The organism is Microcella flavibacter (genome assembly GCF_012530535.1).
Lineage (GTDB): Bacteria > Actinomycetota > Actinomycetes > Actinomycetales > Microbacteriaceae > Microcella > Microcella flavibacter.
This window is the reverse complement of record NZ_CP051299.1, coordinates 250,751-267,223: the sequence shown is the minus strand read 5'-3', so window position 1 is coordinate 267,223 and position 16,473 is coordinate 250,751. Positions and strand designations below refer to the sequence as shown.

General features: G+C 74.6%; 15 protein-coding genes. 4 read left to right on the top strand and 11 right to left on the bottom strand.

Translation table 11 applies throughout. The annotated features are described in order from the left end of the window. Nucleotides 1–63: 63 nt before the first annotated feature. Together HGB54_RS01225 and HGB54_RS01220 are read right to left on the bottom strand one after the other, a co-directional pair. Entirely contained in the window at nucleotides 64–969 is a 906-nt protein-coding gene (locus HGB54_RS01225) for a carbohydrate kinase family protein (RefSeq protein ID WP_168914831.1), read from the bottom strand. After that, the gene (locus HGB54_RS01220) at nucleotides 966–1,916 is read right to left on the bottom strand and encodes a pseudouridine-5'-phosphate glycosidase (protein ID WP_228545886.1); all 951 of its coding nucleotides are present in this window, start codon (nucleotides 1,914–1,916) and stop codon (nucleotides 966–968) included. Before HGB54_RS01220 ends, HGB54_RS01225 begins: the two co-directional genes overlap by 4 nt. 290 nt (nucleotides 1,917–2,206) lie before the next feature. On the opposite strand from HGB54_RS01220, the gene HGB54_RS01215 reads away from it, so the two are divergent. Further along, nucleotides 2,207–2,848, top strand: coding sequence for a hypothetical protein (locus tag HGB54_RS01215; RefSeq protein WP_168914829.1), 642 nt, complete (start codon nucleotides 2,207–2,209; stop codon nucleotides 2,846–2,848). Nucleotides 2,849–3,046: 198 nt separating this feature from the next. Next, nucleotides 3,047–5,083 carry an acetate--CoA ligase gene (acs, locus tag HGB54_RS01210; protein WP_168914828.1) on the top strand — a complete coding sequence of 679 codons (2,037 nt, stop codon included), beginning with the start codon at nucleotides 3,047–3,049 and terminating at the stop codon, nucleotides 5,081–5,083. A 439-nt stretch (nucleotides 5,084–5,522) separates the two neighbouring features. On the opposite strand, the gene HGB54_RS01205 is transcribed toward acs, so the two are convergent. Next, complete coding sequence (locus HGB54_RS01205) at nucleotides 5,523–6,653, bottom strand: glycosyltransferase family 4 protein (protein ID WP_168914827.1); 1,131 nt, start codon at nucleotides 6,651–6,653, stop codon at nucleotides 5,523–5,525. Nucleotides 6,654–6,806: 153 nt separating this feature from the next. Between HGB54_RS01205 and HGB54_RS01200 the strand changes: the two genes are divergently transcribed. Next, entirely contained in the window at nucleotides 6,807–7,367 is a 561-nt protein-coding gene (locus tag HGB54_RS01200) for a TetR/AcrR family transcriptional regulator (protein ID WP_168914826.1), read from the top strand. A gap of 30 nt (nucleotides 7,368–7,397) precedes the next feature. Here HGB54_RS01200 and HGB54_RS01195 read toward each other — a convergent pair whose 3' ends face one another. Beyond that, entirely contained in the window at nucleotides 7,398–8,432 is a 1,035-nt protein-coding gene (locus HGB54_RS01195) for an SDR family NAD(P)-dependent oxidoreductase (RefSeq protein ID WP_168914825.1), read from the bottom strand. Nucleotides 8,433–8,633: 201 nt separating this feature from the next. Here HGB54_RS01195 and HGB54_RS01190 point away from each other — a divergent pair, with 201 nt between their 5' ends. Next, entirely contained in the window at nucleotides 8,634–9,167 is a 534-nt protein-coding gene (locus tag HGB54_RS01190; protein WP_228545885.1) for a MarR family winged helix-turn-helix transcriptional regulator, read from the top strand. Between the two features lie 394 nt (nucleotides 9,168–9,561). Here the strand turns inward: HGB54_RS01190 and HGB54_RS01185 are convergent, their stop codons facing one another. From HGB54_RS01185 to HGB54_RS01155, 7 genes are read right to left on the bottom strand one after another with little or no spacing between them, the layout of a single operon-like run. Continuing rightward, nucleotides 9,562–10,338, bottom strand: coding sequence for an enoyl-CoA hydratase-related protein (locus HGB54_RS01185; protein ID WP_168914824.1), 777 nt, complete (start codon nucleotides 10,336–10,338; stop codon nucleotides 9,562–9,564). Next, complete coding sequence (gene mmsB, locus HGB54_RS01180; protein WP_228545884.1) at nucleotides 10,335–11,330, bottom strand: 3-hydroxyisobutyrate dehydrogenase; 996 nt, start codon at nucleotides 11,328–11,330, stop codon at nucleotides 10,335–10,337. Before mmsB ends, HGB54_RS01185 begins: the two co-directional genes overlap by 4 nt. Continuing rightward, the gene (locus HGB54_RS01175) at nucleotides 11,327–12,391 is read right to left on the bottom strand and encodes an enoyl-CoA hydratase/isomerase family protein (RefSeq protein WP_168914823.1); all 1,065 of its coding nucleotides are present in this window, start codon (nucleotides 12,389–12,391) and stop codon (nucleotides 11,327–11,329) included. Before HGB54_RS01175 ends, mmsB begins: the two co-directional genes overlap by 4 nt. Beyond that, nucleotides 12,388–13,530 (bottom strand): acyl-CoA dehydrogenase family protein, encoded by a 1,143-nt coding sequence (locus HGB54_RS01170; RefSeq protein WP_168914822.1) that lies wholly within the window; start codon nucleotides 13,528–13,530, stop codon nucleotides 12,388–12,390. Before HGB54_RS01170 ends, HGB54_RS01175 begins: the two co-directional genes overlap by 4 nt. Before the next feature lie 44 nt (nucleotides 13,531–13,574). Continuing rightward, on the bottom strand, nucleotides 13,575–14,585 hold the full coding sequence (locus HGB54_RS01165) for a cytochrome b/b6 domain-containing protein (RefSeq protein WP_168914821.1): 1,011 nt from the start codon (nucleotides 14,583–14,585) through the stop codon (nucleotides 13,575–13,577). 5 nt (nucleotides 14,586–14,590) lie between these two features. Then, nucleotides 14,591–15,628, bottom strand: coding sequence for an electron transfer flavoprotein subunit alpha/FixB family protein (locus HGB54_RS01160; RefSeq protein WP_168914820.1), 1,038 nt, complete (start codon nucleotides 15,626–15,628; stop codon nucleotides 14,591–14,593). Between the two features lie 12 nt (nucleotides 15,629–15,640). Next, complete coding sequence (locus HGB54_RS01155; RefSeq protein WP_168914819.1) at nucleotides 15,641–16,408, bottom strand: electron transfer flavoprotein subunit beta/FixA family protein; 768 nt, start codon at nucleotides 16,406–16,408, stop codon at nucleotides 15,641–15,643. Nucleotides 16,409–16,473 lie beyond the last annotated feature (65 nt).

Genomic DNA, 16,473 nt, shown 5'->3' with positions numbered 1-16,473 from the left:
GGCGCACACGACGCTGGGCCGCCCGTCCATCGCGATTCGTGCTGGTGAGGACCGCCTCGGGCACTACGCCCACGCCGGCGGCCGCCCGCCCGCGCGGCTGACCGCGATCGCCGCCGCCCGCATGCCGTGCGCGGCGGCGGCGTCGAGTCCTTCGCCGCGCGCGAGGGCGACGAGCACCCCGGCCCCGAAGGCGTCGCCGGCTCCCGTCGGGTCGACGGTCGGCACGGCGTCGACGGCGATCTCGTGCACCACTCCCGAGTCCTCGGCGATGATGACGCCGCGCGCGCCGTCCGTGAGCATGACGACCGGGGCGACGTCGAGCAGCACGACGGCGGCGTGCACGGCCGGCGCGTCCGGCTGACCAATGAGCAGCCGGGCCTCGGCGAGGTTCGGCAGCAGCAGGTCGACGCCGCTGACGGTGCGGCGGAACGCGGCGGGCCCGTAATCGCTGATGAAGCCGACCGAGCCCGGGTCGAGCGACACCCTCACGCCGCGCGCGCGAGCACGCGCGATGAGGGCCGCCAGATCCTCGGCGGTGAACGCGTTGACCAGGCCGTACCCGGTCAGGTGCAGGATGCTCGCCCGGTCGAGCAGCTCGTCGGTGACGCTCGCCGGGTCGAGCTCATCGTTCGCTCCGCGGTCGGTGAGCATCGTGCGGCGCTCGCCCTCGGCGACGATCACGATCGTTCCGGTGCCGCGCGTCGTCGATTCGGCGAGGTGCGCGGTGACCCCGGCGTCGGCGAAGACGCGGCGGTGGTGCTCGGCGTCGCCGGCCCCGACGCGCCCGACGAAGTCGACGGGCATTCCGTGCCACCCGATCCACGCCGCGGTGTTGGCCGCCGAGCCGCCGGGTGTCGCGATGATCATCGACGTCGTGTCGGTGTCGGGGCGCAGCTCCTCCGACGGCAGCACGACGATGTCGTTGATGACGTCGCCGACGACGAGGATGCGCGGAGCCTTCTCGCTCACGGGCGGGCGGACCAGGCGGCGGCGATGCGGCCCGCGACGGCCACGTTGTTGCGGGCGAGGTCGAGGTTGACCTCGAGGCTGCGCCCGCCCGAGAGCTCGACGATGGTGCCGAGCAGGAACGGCGTGACCGCCTTGCCCGTGACCCCCGCGGCGTCGGCGAGGGCGAAGGCCTCGGCGAGCACGCGGTCGTGCTCGACCGGATCCCACTGCTGATGGGCCGGGATGGGGTTCGCCACGACGATGCCCTGCCGGTGCCCGAGCGCGTCGTGCGCGGCCATGAGGGCGGCGACCTCGCTCTCGTCGGCGACCGACCAGTCGAGGGTGAAGGCGCTCTCGCGCAGCCAGAAGCTCGGGAACACGCTCGTGCCGAGCCCGATGACCGGCACCGAGAAGGTCTCGAGCCGCTCGAGCGTCGCGGCGATGTCGAGCACGCTCTTGACACCCGCCGAGACGACGGTGACGGGGGTGACGGCGAGGGTCGAGAGGTCGGCCGACTCGTCGAAGGACTCGCTCGCCCCGCGGTGCACGCCGCCGAGCCCGCCCGTCGCGAAGACGCGGATGCCGGCGAGGGCGGCGAGGTGCGCGGTCGCGGCGACGGTCGTCGCCCCGCTCGCGCCGCGGCCCATGAGGACGGGCAGGTCGCGCACGCTCGCCTTCGCGAGGTCCTCCTCGGCGATGCGGCGCACGCCCGCGGCGTCGAGGCCGATGCGCGGCACCCCGTCGAGCACGGCGATGGTCGCGGGCACGACGCCCTGCTCGCGCAGGATCGCCTCGAACTCGATCGCCGCCTGGTGGTTGCGCGGCCGGGGCAGGCCGTGGCTGATGATCGTGGATTCGAGCGCGACCACCGGGCGGCCCTCGGCGAGCGCCGCAGCGACCTCGTCGGAGAGGCGGAGGGCGGGAGCGGCGGCGGGTGCTGCGGCGGGTGCGGGGCTCGGGGTGGTCACGTCGTCAGCGTATCCGGGCGGACTACCACGGGTGACGATCCCGCATGTGGAGCTGATTTCCAGCATCCGCCCGACCGACGCCCGCGCGGCCCGGAACGACGGGCGAGGAGGCTCTCAGGAACTCATAGCAAACCACCGTTCCACCCCCGAACTGGGGTCGTCCAGCCCCGAGGCGGCAAACCGGTCGCCGGGGCGTTCCGGATTCCCCAGTGCACCCGGCGGGGATCGGTTCGACACCGTCCCCGATACGAACCGGGCGCGAACCCGAATCAGGAAGAAAGGTTCATCCCATGAACACGTTCACCTCGAAGAAGACCATCGCCGGCGTCTCGGCCCTCGCCGCGGCCGGCCTGCTCGCCGCCGGCGTCGCCGCCCCGGCCATGGCCGACGACAGCACCGAATCGACGTCGACCGTCGCCCCCGAGACGGTGCTGACGAGCGACCTGCTCGACAGCATCACGAGCGACACCACCTTCGCCGACCTGCTCGACGGCACCGTCGACGGATTCTCGGGCGACGCGACCATCAGCGGCCTGCTCGGCGACGTGACCGGCGGCAGCACCTCCGTCGACGGCCTCGTCGGCGACGCCACCGGCGGCGACGTCGTGGGCGATGTGACCGGTGGCGACGTGACCGGCGGCGACATCTCGAACGAGAGCCCCGTCGTCGTGGCCCCCGAGGTCGGCGACATCGGCTCGGGCAACGCGATCGGCTCCGGCAACGACGTGCAGGCCCCCATCGGCTCGGGCAACGAGACGAACGTCGACCTCGGTGACGTGAGCGACATCGCCGACGTCGACGGCATCGTGGGCGACGTGACCGACGTCGTCGACGTCGACGGCCTGGTCGGCGACGTGACCGGCTCGGTCGACGGCCTCGTCGACGACATCACCGGTGACCTCGACCTGGGTCTCGGCGACATCCTCGGCTGATCGACCCTGATCGGATGACCCGGTCGGCGCGTGCGCGTGCCGACCGCAGCAAGACCGGAGCGGGGCTCGTGCGGTGGCGCGGGCCCCGCTCCGCTGCGTGCGGGCGCGGTCGCTCCGGCCCGGCGGCCCGTGCATGTGACGGTGCGTGACGCCGCGCGGGGCGCGCGCCCGGGTGCGCCGCCTAGCGTGGGAGGCACGATGAGCGAGCTGCGAGCATCCACCCCCGTTCACGACGACCGCCGCTACCCGCCGCCGCCCGCCTTCGCCGCCGCGGCGAACGTGACCGAGGCGGTGCTCGAGGGGTATCCGGATGACCCGCTGACGTTCTGGCAGCAGCAGGCCGAGCGGCTGCCGTGGGCCGAGCGCTGGTCGTCGGTGCACGAGTGGACCCCGCCGAGCGACGACGACCCGCTCAGCGCGCGCGCGACCTGGTTCGACGGCGGCCGGCTCAACGCGAGCGTCGTCTGCGTCGACCAGCACGTCGAGGCCGGCCGCGGCGATTCTGTCGCGCTGCACTTCGAGGGCGAGCGCGGCGACCGCGAGACCGTGACGTACGCCGAACTGCAGCGCCGGGTCGCGCAGGCCGCGCACGCGCTCGAGGCGCTCGGAATCGGCCCCGGCGACCGCGTCATCATCTACCTGCCGGTTCTCGTCGAGACGGTCGTCGCGGCCCTCGCCTGCGCCCGCATCGGCGCCGTGCACTCGCTCGTCTTCGGCGGGTTCTCGGCCGAGGCGCTGCGGTTCCGCGTCGCCGACACGGGCGCGGTCGCGGTCATCGCGAGCGACGGGCAGTTCCGGCGCGGGGCCGCCGTGCCGGTGAAGGGCATCGTCGACGAGGCCGTGGCGGGGCTCGACCACGTGCGGCACGTGCTCGTGGTGCGCCGCACGGGCTCGTCGATCGAGTGGTCCGCCGGGCGCGACGTGTGGTGGCACGAGGCCGTCGGCGCGCAGCCGACAGCGCACACGGCGCCCGCGCTCGAGGCCGAGCATCCCCTCTTCATCACCTACACCAGCGGCACCACGGGGCGGCCGAAGGGCGTCGTGCACACGACGGGCGGCTACCTCGTGCAGGCGAGCTGGAGCCACTGGGCGCTCTTCGACGCGAAGCCCTCCGACGTGTACTGGTGCACGGCCGACCTGGCCTGGGTGACGGCGCACACGTACGTGCTCTACGGGCCGCTGTCGAACGGCGCCGCGATCGTCATCGCCGAGGGATCTCCGGATCACCCGGCGCCGACGCGGCACGCCGAGATCATCGAGCGGCTCGGCGTCACCGTGTATTACACGGCGCCGACGCTCATCCGCACGTTCATGGCGCGGTTCCCCGACGGGTTCCCCGCGTCGTTCGACCTATCGTCCGTGCGGCTGCTGGGCACGGTCGGCGAGGCGATCAACCCCGAGGCGTGGGTGTGGTTCCACGCGAGCATCGGAGGCGGGCGCGCGCCGATCGTCGACACCTGGTGGCAGTCGGAGTCGGGCGCCGCCATCGTCTCGACCCTGCCGGGCGTGCACGACGGCGTGCCGGGCGCGGCGGGCGTGCCGCTGCCGGGGCTGTCGGTGCGGCTCGTCGACGAGCAGGGCGGGGATGCCGCTGCCGGGTCGAGCGCCCTCATCACGATCGACGGCCGCTGGCCGGCCATGGCCCGCACGGTCTGGGGCGACCACGACCGCTACCGGGCGGCGTACTTCAGCCGGTTCGCCGCGCAGGGCCTGTTTCTCGCCGGGGACGGCGCGACGGCCGACGCCGAGGGCCGCATCCGCCTGCAGGGCCGCATCGACGACGTCATCAACGTGTCGGGCCATCGCCTGTCGACGATCGAGATCGAGTCTGCGCTCGTCGCCCACCCGCTCGTCGCCGAGGCGGGGGTGGTCGGCGTCGCCGACGCGATGACCGGGCAGGCGGTGGCCGCGTTCGTCGTGCCGGTCTCGCGACCGGAGGGCCCGTCCTCCGCGGCGTCCGCCGAGGTGCTCGACGAGGCGTCGCTGCTCGCCTGGCGCGAGGCGGCGGAGGATGCCCGGGCCGAGCTCGGCGCCCACATCGCCCGCGCGATCGGCCCCGTCGCGAAGCCGAAGCACGTCGTGCTCGTGCCCGACCTGCCGAAGACGCGCTCGGGCAAGATCATGCGGCGCCTGCTCGGCGACGTGCTCGACGGGCGGCCGCTCGGCGACACGACCTCGCTGCAGGACGAGACGGTCGTGCCGGCGATCATCGCGATCGTCGGCGAGCGGGAGTAGGGGGTCACGGCGCTCGACGCCGCGCCTCGGTCAGTGCGCCGCGGCGGCAGGCGGCCGGCGTCGCTCGGCACTCCGCGCCCGTCCGCGCCCTACGCCCCTCGGCGCCCCGCCTCCGTCCACCGCACGTGCCGTTCGCCTCGATCCCCGCTACCGGCTCTCCTCCCTCCGGTCCTTCCACAACCACGGAACGGGTGAATCGCGCTCACCCACTCCGTGGTTGTGGAAGGTGAGGGGAGGGACATCGCCCGCCCTCGTGCGCGGAGCGCGCGACGAACGTCGGCGGGCAGGCAGAGGGCAAGCGGGGCAGGCTAGGCAGACGGCGCCAGCGGACGCGGCCAGCGCACCAGGGCGCGGCGCGGACGGCGAGGTGCGGGCGTAGGCCTCGTCGGTGAGGCGGCGGCGCGGGCGGCGTCGATGATCGCGTGCGCATCGAACAGGTTCAGAGGGCTCCCGTCCGCACCCGGGCGGCGTCGATCACCGCGCGGTAGTGGTCGAGCAGCTCGCGGTTGTTGGCCTCCCAGGAGCGGCCGAGCACCGCGCGGCGCCCCGCCTCGCCCAGGCGCGCCCGCAGCGCCGGGTCGGCCGCGAGCCGCTCGACCGTGCGGCGAGACCCGCCGCGCTGGCCCGGGTCGACGAGCAGGCCCGTGCGCTCCTCCTCGACGAGGTGCAGCGGACCGCCCACGGCGGGGGCGACGACGGGCAGGCCCGTCGCCTGCGCCTCCTGGATGGTCTGGCCGAAGGTCTCCTCCGTGCCGAAGTGCACGAAGACGTCGAGGGCGGCGAAGGCGTCGGCGAGCTCCGGGCCCTGCAGCTGGCCCGTGAAGGCGACCGGATGCCCGGCGAAGGCCTGCTCCAGCCGCGGGCGCTCGGGGCCGTCGCCGACGACGAGGAAGCGGGCGCCGGGCATCCCGAGCAGGTCGCGCAGCCGGCCCACCTGCTTCTCGGCGGCGAGGCGCCCGACGTAGCCGACGAGCAGTTCGCCGTTCGGGGCGGCGCGCTCGCGGAGGGCGCGAGCGCCGAGCGACTGGCGGCGCACCGGGTGGAAGAGCCGGCTGTCGACGCCGCGGCCCCAGACGTGCACGTTCGCGATGCCGAGCCGGCCGAGCTGCTCGGCCGTCTGCGGCGTCGGGGCGAGGGTGCGGTCGGCGAGCGCGTGCACGCCGGCGACGAAGCGGTCGAGCACGGGGCGGGCGAAGCCGACGCCGTAGCGCTGCAGGTAGCCGGCGACGTCGGTCTGGTAGACGGCGACGCTCGGGATCCCCGTGCGGGCGCACACCGCGAGCGCCTTGCGGCCCAGCAGGAACGGCGCCGCGGCATGCACGACGTCGGGTTCGAACGACTCGAGCGTCGACTGCAGCGCGCGGTGCGGCACCCCCATCGGGAACCGCATGAGCGGCAGCGAGCCGGAGCGGTGCACGGCGTAGCCGAGGTGCTCGTCGCCGGGCGTCGTCGGCGAGATGACGATGGCCTCGTGGCCGTCGGCGTGCAGGGTCTCGAGCACCCGCACGACCGAGTTGGTGACGCCGTTGAGCTGCGGGAGGAAGGATTCGGTGACGACGGCGATCTTCACGAGCGCACGCTATTGCGCGGGCCTCGCGGGCCCGGCGACGACGCCGCGACGGGGTGGTGAACACCGGGCGACGCTTCGGTGCCGGGGTGCGCAGCGGCGGGCGCGAGGGCGTGCGCCGGGGTGCGCGCCGGCGGGCCGGATAGCATCCCGAGCATGAGCCAGCCGATCCCCGAGGAGTCGCCGACCCGGCACGCGATCCGCGCCGCCGCCGCGCAGCTCTTCCCGGCCGCCGGCTACGCGGGCACCACCGTGCGCGACATCGCGGGCGAGGCCGGCGTCGACCCGGCGCTCGTCATCCGCCACTTCGGCGGCAAGGAGGCGCTGTTCCTCGAGACCGTGCGCCTCGAGCTCGACCACGCCCCCGTGCTCGACGGCCCGGTCGAGGCGATGGGCGAGGCGTACATCCGCTACGTGCTCGACCCGGGCGAGGATGTCCGCCCCGTGTTCCTCGCCCTGCTGCGGGCCAGCGATGCCGAGGGCATCGGCTCGGCCCTGCGCGAGGCCCACGACGCGGGCTTCGTGCAGCCGCTGCTGCCGCTGCTGGAGGGTGCCGACGCCGAGCTGCGCGCCCGCCTCGCCGGCGCCCTCGTCGGCGGGCTGCTCTACGCGCTCTGGGTGGTCGGCGACGAGCGGCTGCTCGCCACCGACCCCGAGGCGATCGTGCGGCGGTACGGGGCGCTGCTGCAGGAGCTGCTGACGCCGCGCACGCCGTGAGGCCGAGGCGCCGGGCTCGCTGACGCCGGGCTAGATCGCCGACCAGCCGCCGTCGCTCGCGAGCGTCACGCCCGACACGTTGGTGGCGTCGTCGCTCAGCAGCCAGGTGATCGAGGCGGCGAGCTGCGCCGACTCGGCGACGGGCGGCAGCACCTGCATGGCCATGCCGATGCGCTCCTGCCCGAGCTCGGAGGCGAAGCTCGCCTCGATGTTCGTCGCGACCGGCCCGGGGGCGACCGCGTTCACGCGGATGCCCTTGCCGGCGTACATGAACGATGTGCTCTTGGTGAGCCCGATGACGGCGTGCTTGGAGGCGGTGTAGGCGAGTCCGGCCGCCGACCCGCGCAGGGCCGCCTCGGAGGCGACGTTGACCACCGAGCCGCGACCCGCGGCGAGCATGGTGGGCAGCACCGCGCGCGTGAGGCGGAACATCCCGTCGACGTTGACCGAGAACACGCGCTCCCAGACCGCGTCGGTGACCTCGTGCAGCGGCGTCATGTCGTCCATGACGCCGGCGACGTTGGCGAGGCCGTCGATGCGGCCGTTCGCGGCGGCGACGATCGCGGCCACGTCGTCGGGCTTCGTGATGTCGCCCGTGACGGTGGTGGCGGCGGGATGCTCGGCCTTGAGCTCGGCGAGGCGCTCGGCCGAGATGTCGACGGCGACGACCGTTCCGCCCTCGGCGGCGATGCGCGCGGCGGTCGCGCGCCCGATGCCGGATCCGGCGCCGGTGACGATGATGGTGCGACCCTCGAAGCGGCCCGGGGTGATGCGCTCCACCCAGGCCGCGGCCTCGCCGCCCGCGTCGGCGGCCTCGTCCTCCGTCTCGACCGGCGCGACGCCGCCGTTGACCTCGGCGACCATGCTGTCGACGACCTCCTGCGGGAACTGGCCCTTGCTGAGCTGCACGAGCCGCTGCAGCGAGAACAGGCGCACGGGCTTGAGCACGCTCTCGCTCTGGCCCGCCTCGGCGAGCATGCTGCGCAGCAGGGCGCCGCCCTGCGGGTGGGCCAGCCAGTCGCCGACCGACGACTTCGCGGTGAGGGGCTTGTCTGCCTTCGCCATGGGGTTCCTCTCGACGGGGGCGCGCGTCGTCGCGGGCCGCTCTGCGTCGAGTCTCCGCCCGCGCGGGGCGGGTGTCAACTAAGTTGACAGCGCGGCGAGGGGGCCGCCGCCCCGCGGTGGCCGCGCCGCGGTCGCGCCGCGCGGGGCGTGCGCCCGCGTCGTGTCGGCGGTGCTCGGGCGGGCGCGGGTTACAGTCGAGCCGTGGCCTCCGACCCGCTCCCCCTCGACCCGATCGCGGAGGCGCGACGGCAGTGGCTCGCGCACGGCTGGAACGACGCGGCCGACGGCATGACCCTCGTCACCTCGGTCATGCGGGCGCACCAGCTGCTGCTCGCCCGCGTCGAGGGCGCGCTCAAGCGCTTCGACCTCTCCTTCGCGCGGTACGAGATGCTGCAGCTGCTGAGCTTCACGAAGGGCGGCGAGATCCCGATGGCGAGCGCGACCGCCCGCCTGCAGGTGCACCCGACGAGCGTCAGCCACACCGTGCAGCGCCTCGAGCGGGACGGCCTCGTCGAGCGCCGTCCGCATCCGAGCGACGGGCGGGCGTCCCTGCTGGTGCTGACGGATGCGGGGCGCGCGCTCTGCGAGGCGGCGGTCGCGGCGCTCAACGCCGAGGTGTTCACCGAGCCGGGCATCCCGCAGCCGCAGCTGGCCGAGCTCGTGCGCACCCTTGCGCGGTTCCGCGAGAGCGCGGGCGACTTCGTGACGCCGCCGCCGGCGCCCGAGCCGCTGTAGTCGGGCGCGCCCCGCGACGCCGCGCTGCGGCGAGGCCGGGCGAGCGGACTCGGGCGGAGCCGGGGCCGATCGGAGCCGTCGTCGCGAGGCCGGGCCGGAAGCGGCGACGTCGGGATGGGCACGGCCGGCGAGGCGAGGGAATCCTCCGACGCTATGTGCGCCCAAGGCTCCGGAGCCTTGAGCGCACATAGCGCTGACAGCAAACGTCGCGGCACCCCGGCGGCTCGTCCCTCCCGCGCTCCGGAAGGGGACGCTTCCGGAAGCTTCGGCTTACGGACGGCGAACGCGTTCCCCGCCGCGGCGATCGCACGGGTTCAGGAGGGCACGCGGGAGCGGGTGCAGGATCAGGGTCGAGCGGGCGCGAAGGCCCGCGTCGGGCATCCCGCCCCCGCGCTTAGCGGTGCGTGAACCGCGGCTCGCGCTTCTCGACGAAGGCCGCCATGCCCTCGGTCTGGTCGGCGCGGTCGAAGCTCGCGTGGAACAGCCGCCGCTCGATCGCCACGCCCTCGGCGAGCGGGCCCTCGAAGGCCGCGTCGATCGCCGCCGTCGCGTCGTAGAGCGCGGGCAGCGAGCGGCCCGCGATCTGCGCGGCGATCGTTAGCGCCTCGTCCATGAGCGACTCGGCCGGCACGACGCGCGAGACGAGCCCCCACCGTTCGGCCTCGGAAGCGTCGATGCGGCGGCCCGTGAGCACGAGGTCCATCGCCTTCGCCTTGCCGATCGCCCGCACGAGGCGCTGCGTGCCGCCGATGCCGGGGATGACGCCGAGCCCGATCTCGGGCTGACCGAACGACGCCGCCTCCGAGGCGATGATCAGATCGCACATCATCGCCACCTCGCAGCCCCCGCCGAGGGCGAAGCCGTTGACCGCCGCGATCGTGGGGGTTCGCACGGCGGCGAAGCGGTCCCAGCCGGCGAAGAGGTCGCGCGCGGCGGCCTCCGCGCGGTCGAGGCCCGCCATCTCGGTGATGTCGGCGCCGGCGGCGAAGGCGCGCCCGGCCCCGGTGAGGATGATCGCCCCGACCCCCTCGTCGGCGTCGAAGGCCTCCGCCGCCGCCACGACGTCGTGCATCGTCTGCTCGTTCAGCGCGTTGAGGCGGTCGGCCCGGTTCAAGGTGATGATGCCGACGCGCTCGCGCCGCTCGGTGAGGATGGTGGCGTACTCGGTCACGAGAGGTCTCCTGCGGTCGGGGGCGGGGCGGGGGCGGGATGCTCGGCCGCGGCCGGCGAGGGGCTCGCGCCGCGCATCCGGATGTCGTCGATGATGGCCGAGAAGTCGAGACCCGCGCCCTCCCCCTCGGCGAAGCGGGCGAAGGCGGCGGCGGCGAGGCGGCCGGCCTCGGCGTGGACGCCCGTCGAGTCGAGGGCGTCGACGGCGAGTCCGAGATCCTTCGCCATGAGCGCGCCGGCGAACCCGGGCGCGAAGTCGCGGTTCGCGGGGCTCGTCGGCACCGGGCCCGGCACGGGGCAGTTCGTCGACAGCGCCCAGCACTGGCCGGAGGCGTTCGCCGCCACGTCGAACAGCGCCTGGTGGTCGAGGCCGAGGCGCTCGCCGAGCACGAAGGCCTCGCTCACGGCCAGCATGCTCACCCCGAGGATCATGTTGTTGCACACCTTCGCCGCCTGCCCGAGGCCCGAGCCGCCGCAGTGCACGATGCGACCGCCCATGATCTCGAGCAGCGGCAGCACCTGCGCGACGTCGGCCGCCTCGCCGCCGACCATGAAGGCGAGCGTGCCCTTCTCGGCGCCGACGACGCCGCCCGAGACGGGGGCGTCGAGCGCCCGGTGGCCCGCGGCGACGGCGAGCGCCGCCGCGGCGCGCGCGTCGTCGACCGCGATCGTCGAGCAGTCGACGAAGAGGGTTCCGGGGCGCGCCGCCGCGAGCAGCCCGCCCTCGTAGGCGGCGAGCACGTGCCGACCGGCGGGCAGCATCGTGATGACGACGTCGGCCTGCGTCACGGCGGCCTCGCCCGCGGCGGCGATGCGGATGCCCGCCTCCTTCGCGGCGGAGAGCGCCGAGCCCACCAGGTCGAAGCCGATGACGTCGACGCCCGCGGCCGCGAGGTTCGCCGCCATCGGCCCGCCCATGTGGCCGAGGCCGATCACGGCGACGGTGCCGGTGAAGGGCGAGGGGGCCGGCGCGCCGGCGTGCGGCCCGCTCACGCCGCCACCCACTCCTCGACGGCGAAGCGCTCGCGCTCGGCGGCCGTGAGCGGGGCGGCCGCGGCCTGCGCGGCGGCGGGGTCGAGCGACTGCAGGGTCGGCGGGCTCCAGCGCGGGGCGCGATCCTTGTCGATGACCTGCGCCCGCACCCCCTCGGCGAAGTCGGGCGCGAGCAGGGCGCGCAGGGCGAGGCGGAACTCGGCGGCGAGCGCGTGCTCGAGATCGGGCATCCCGCGGGCGGCGCGGAGCGCGGCGAGCGTGACCCCCACCGAGGTGGGCGATTTCGCACGGATCGCGGCGGCCGCCTCCTGCGCCGCGGGCTCGGGGGCCGCATCGAGGCGCTCGAGCACGCGCAGCGGGTCGTCGCCCGCATAGGCCGCGTCGATCCAGGGCTGCTCGGCGAGCAGCGGCGCTGCGGGAGCGGGGCCGGAGAGGCGGGCGACCGCGGCGTCGGCGCGCTCCGACTCGAGGGCCGCGACGAGAGCGTCGAGTCGGTCGGCCTCGAGGTACGCGTCGGCGAGGCCGAGGGCGAGGGCGTCGCCCGCTCCGACGCTGCCGGCGGTGAGCGCGAGGTGCGTGCCCAGCTCGCCGGGCGCGCGGCTCAGCAACCACGTGCCGCCGACGTCGGGGATGAAGCCGATGCCCGTCTCGGGCATCCCGATGCGGGTCGAGGCGGTGACGACGCGGTGCGAGGCGTGCGCCGAGAGCCCGACCCCGCCGCCGAGCACGATGCCGTGCATGAGCGCCACGATGGGCTTCGGGTAGGAGGCGATGAGGGCGTTGAGGCGGTACTCGTCGCGCCAGAAGGCCGCCGCCGCGCGGCCGTCGCCGCTCGTCGCCTCGCGGTGCAGGCCGACGATGTCGCCGCCCGCGCAGAAGGCCTTCTCGCCCGCGCCGCGCAGGGCGACCGTGCGCACCTCGTCGTGGCCCGCCCAGACGTCGAGCGCGGCCCGGATCTCGAGCACCATGTCGTGGGTGAGCGCGTTGAGCGCGCGCGGCCGGTTGAGGGCGATGAGGCCGAGGGCGCCGCGGCGCTCGATGAGCACCTCCGGCTCGCTCACGCGACCCGTCCCAGCACGCTGCGGCCGATGATGAGCTTCATGATCTCGTTCGACCCCTCGAGGATCTGGTGCACGCGGAGGTCGCGCACCACCTTCTCGATACCGTACTCGGCGAGGTAGCCGTAGCCGCCGTGCAGCTGCAGCGCCGCGTTCGCCGCCGTGAAGGCGATGTCGGTGGCGAAGCGCTTCGCCATCGCGCAGTGGGCGATGAGGTCGGGGTGCCCGGTGTCGAGCGAGTGCGCCGCCGACCGCAGCAGCAGGCGCGCGGCCTGCAGCTCGGTCTCCATGTCGGCGATCGTGAAGACGAGCGACTGCTGCTGCGAGAGCGGCGCCCCGAACGCGCGTCGCTCGGTGATGTGCTTCGCCGCGCGGTCGAGCGCCCACTGCGCCCCGCCGATGGAGCACGCCGCGATGTTGAGCCGCCCGCCGTTGAGGGCGCTCATCGCGATGCCGAAGCCCTCGCCCTCGGCGCCGAGCCGGTCGACCGCGGGAACGCGCACGCCGTCGAAGGTGACGGCGCGCGTCGGCTGGGCGTTCCAGCCCATCTTGCGCTCGAGCTCGCCGTAGTGGATGCCGTCGGCGTGAGCATCCACGATGAAGGCGGTGATGCCGCTCGGGCCGGCCGCTCCGGTGCGGGCCATGACGACGAGCACATCGGTGGCGCCGGCGCCGGAGATGAACTGCTTGGTGCCCGTCAAGACGTAGTCGTCCCCGTCGCGCACGGCGCGGGTCGCGAGGGCGGCGGCGTCGGATCCGGCGTCGGGCTCGGTGAGGCAGTAGCTGCCCAGGTGCTGCATGCTCGCGAGCGCCGGCACCCAGCGCGCCTGCTGGGAGGCATCGCCGTAGGCGTCGATCATCCACGCCACCATGTTGTGGATGGAGATGTAGGCGGCGATGGTGACGTCGCCCTGCGCGAGCTCCTCGAAGATGAGCGCGGCGTCGCTGCGGGTGAGGCCCGCGCCGCCGCGCTCCTCGGCGACGTAGATGCCGCCGAAGCCGAGCTCGCCGGCCTGCTTGATGGTCTCGACGGGGAAGAAGTGGTCGCGATCCCACTCGAGCGCGTGCGGGGCGAGGGCGGTGCGGGCGTAGTCGCGCACCATCTCGACGAGGTCGGTCTGCTCCTCGGTGAGGCTGTGCATGGAGGTGTCTTTCGGGGTGGGAGAGAGCATGGGCGTGACCGCGCTCAGGAGCGCGTGACCTTTCCGGTGAGGGCGGCGATCGGGCGGATGACGAGCGGGCGCACGGCGAACCACGCGCCGATCATGAGCGCGAGGGTGACGGCGAAGATGATGAGGCCGAGCCACGAGCCGTCGTTCCGCGCCGCGTAGACGTGGTTGAGGTTGCGCTGGGCGCCGGTGGCGAGCACGAGGGCGACGTGCACGACGATGAACGCGGCGAAGAAGAGCATCACGGGGTAGTGCAGCGCCCGCGCCCACTCGATCGGGAACGCGCGGTTCAGTCGCTCGGCGTCGCGCGGCCAGGCGCCCGACATGCGCAGGCCGGTGACGATCGCGAGCGGGGCGGCGAGGAAGACGACGCTGAAGTAGGCCAGCTGCTGCAGGCTGTTGTAGTTCACCCAGCCGTCCTCCGTGGGCCAGACCAGCGAGGCGTACTGCAGGGCGGCGCTCGCCGCGTTCGGCACGACCTCCCACGAGGTCGGCACGATGCGCACCCACTGCCCCGTGGTGAAGAGCAGCACGAGGTAGACGACGCCGTTGAGCACGAACAGCACGTCGACGGCGAGGTGCAGCCACAGCTCGAGGCTGATCCTCTTCGGCGGGTTCTTCGTCTTCAGCGGGCCCGAGTTGGCGCGCGTCCAGTACGCGGCGGGCCGGTTCGTCGTGCGCACGAGCAGACCCGTGCGGATGATGAGCAGCAGGAAGAACGCGTTGAGCCCGTGCTGCCAGGCCAACCAGGCCGGGATGCCCACGGGCGCGTCCTGCGGCAGCGCGTACTCGCCCGGGTACGCGGCGAGGAACCCGAGCCCCGCCGGCGTCTCGCGGAACCAGCGGGCGAGCAGCACGACGAGCACGAGCCCGAGCAGCGCGAGGCCGATCGCGAGGAGCAGGCGGCGCGGGAGGCGCCCGGTGGCACCGGGGCGCGCGGGGGTGCGCCCGGAGGGCCGGGCGGCGGGTCGGGCCGCGGCGGAGGGCGTCGCGGCGGGGCGCGCGGGGCGGGTCGAGGATCCGGACATCGCGACTACCGCCCGCGCGCGTCGAGCTCGGCGATGAGCTGCGGCACGATCTCGAGGGCGTCGCCGACGAGCCCAAAATCGGCGACGTCGAAAATGGGGGCATCCCGATCGGTGTTGATCGCGACGATCGTCTTCGCCGTCTGCATGCCCGCGCGGTGCTGGATGGCGCCGGAGATGCCGAGCGCGATGTAGAGGTCGGGCGCCACGGTCGTGCCGGTCTGGCCGACCTGCGCCGCGCCCTCGACGTAGCCGGCGTCGACGGCGGCGCGGGAAGCCCCCACCGCGCCGCCGAGCCGGTCGGCGAGCCGCTCGGCCACGCCGAAGCCCTCCTTGCCGAGCCCGCGCCCGCCCGCGACGACGACCTTCGCGCCGCGCAGCGCGGGGCGGCCGGTCGCGGCGGCGGGATGCACGGCCTCGATGCGCGCCCCGTGCAGGGCTCCCCCGCTCGCCGCGAGGTGCTCGAGCCGCGCGTCGACGGCGGCCGCGCGCTCCCCCACCGCGCCGGGCCGGATCGTGACGATGAGCGGCCCCGCCACGGGCTCGCCGTCGCGCGCGCTCGCGATCGACGAGTCGACGGCGTAGTCCCCGCCGAGCACGGAGTGCCGCACGACCGTCCTGTCCCCCTCGCGCGCCGCCCCGACCGCGTCGTACGCGATCGGCGCGCCGAGCCGCACGGCGAGCCGCCCGGCGATCTCGCGCCCCTCGGCGGTGTGGGCGAGCAGGACGACGGCCGGAGCGGTGCCGCTCTCGGTGCCGGCGGCGACGGCCGCGGCGAGCGCCGCGACCTCGGGCGTCGTGGCGACGGCGCCGAGCCCGTCGACGGCGACGAGCAGCACGCGGGCCGCGCCGAGCGCGCCGAGGGCGGCGGCCAGAGAGTCGGGGGCGGCCGGCGGTGCGTCGGTGGATGGGGCGTCCGCGGACGCCGCGACAGGGACGACGGCGACGGGCTCGCCGAGCAGCGCGGCGGCGCCCAGCAGCTCGGCCGCGGAATCGGACGGGGCGCCGTCGGCGAGACGGGTGATGAGGACGAGTGCGTCGGTCATGATCCGGCCCTCTCAGACGAGCCGCGCGGCGGCGAGGTAGTCGGCGAGCTCGGCGGCGGCGCGGCCGTCGTCGACGACGAGGGTGCCGGCGGTGCGCGGCGGGCGCTGCTGGGCGGCGAGCACCGTCGAGCGGGCATCCATCACCGGGGCCGCGAGCTCGTCGAGCGCGAGGGCGACGACGGGCTTCTTCTTCGCCGTCATGATGCCCTTGAAGCTCGCGAAGCGCGCGTCGGGCAGCTGCTCGGTGATGCTGATGATCGCGGGCAGCGGGGCGCTGAGCTCGGTGGTGCCGGCCTCGCCGGCGCGGCGCCCCCGCACGGTCGCCTCATCGAGCTCGACCGCGTCGAGGAACGACAGCACCGGCAGCGCGAGGTGCTCGGCGAGCATGGCCGGCAGCACGCCCCCGCGGCCGTCGGTCGACTCGTTGCCGGCGATGAGCAGGTCGAAACCGGTGGTGCGCGCGGCCGCGGCGATGACGGACGAGGTGAGCAGGGCATCCGCCCCCGTCAGACCCTCGTCGCTGATGTGCACCGCGGAGTCGGCCCCCATGGCGAGCGCCTTGCGCAGCGCGTCCTTCGCCTCGGGCGGGCCCATCGTCATCACGACGACCTCGGTGGCCTTGTCGCCGTCCTTGCGGGCGAGCGCCACCTCGAGGGCGCGCTCGCTGATCTCGTCGATGACGCGGTCGCTCGCCACCCGATCGATCAGCCCGGTGGCCGTATCGATCCTGCGGTCGCTCCATGTATCGGGCACCTGCTTGATGAGCACGATGATCTTCACGGTGAACTCCTTCGTTCCCCTGGCGATTGTGTCGCCGGGGACGAAGATACTAGGAGTTCATCGTA

What these genes read in the sequence shown, in the direction of transcription:
- HGB54_RS01215 (WP_168914829.1), top strand. Translation starts at nt 2,207, where the DNA reads ATGAACACGTTCACCTCGAAGAAGACCATCGCCGGCGTCTCGGCCCTC.
- acs (WP_168914828.1), top strand. Translation starts at nt 3,047, where the DNA reads ATGAGCGAGCTGCGAGCATCCACCCCCGTTCACGACGACCGCCGCTAC.
- HGB54_RS01200 (WP_168914826.1), top strand. Translation starts at nt 6,807, where the DNA reads ATGAGCCAGCCGATCCCCGAGGAGTCGCCGACCCGGCACGCGATCCGC.
- HGB54_RS01195 (WP_168914825.1), bottom strand. Translation starts at nt 8,432, where the DNA reads ATGGCGAAGGCAGACAAGCCCCTCACCGCGAAGTCGTCGGTCGGCGAC.
- HGB54_RS01170 (WP_168914822.1), bottom strand. Translation starts at nt 13,530, where the DNA reads ATGCACAGCCTCACCGAGGAGCAGACCGACCTCGTCGAGATGGTGCGC.
- HGB54_RS01165 (WP_168914821.1), bottom strand. Translation starts at nt 14,585, where the DNA reads ATGTCCGGATCCTCGACCCGCCCCGCGCGCCCCGCCGCGACGCCCTCC.
- HGB54_RS01160 (WP_168914820.1), bottom strand. Translation starts at nt 15,628, where the DNA reads ATGACCGACGCACTCGTCCTCATCACCCGTCTCGCCGACGGCGCCCCG.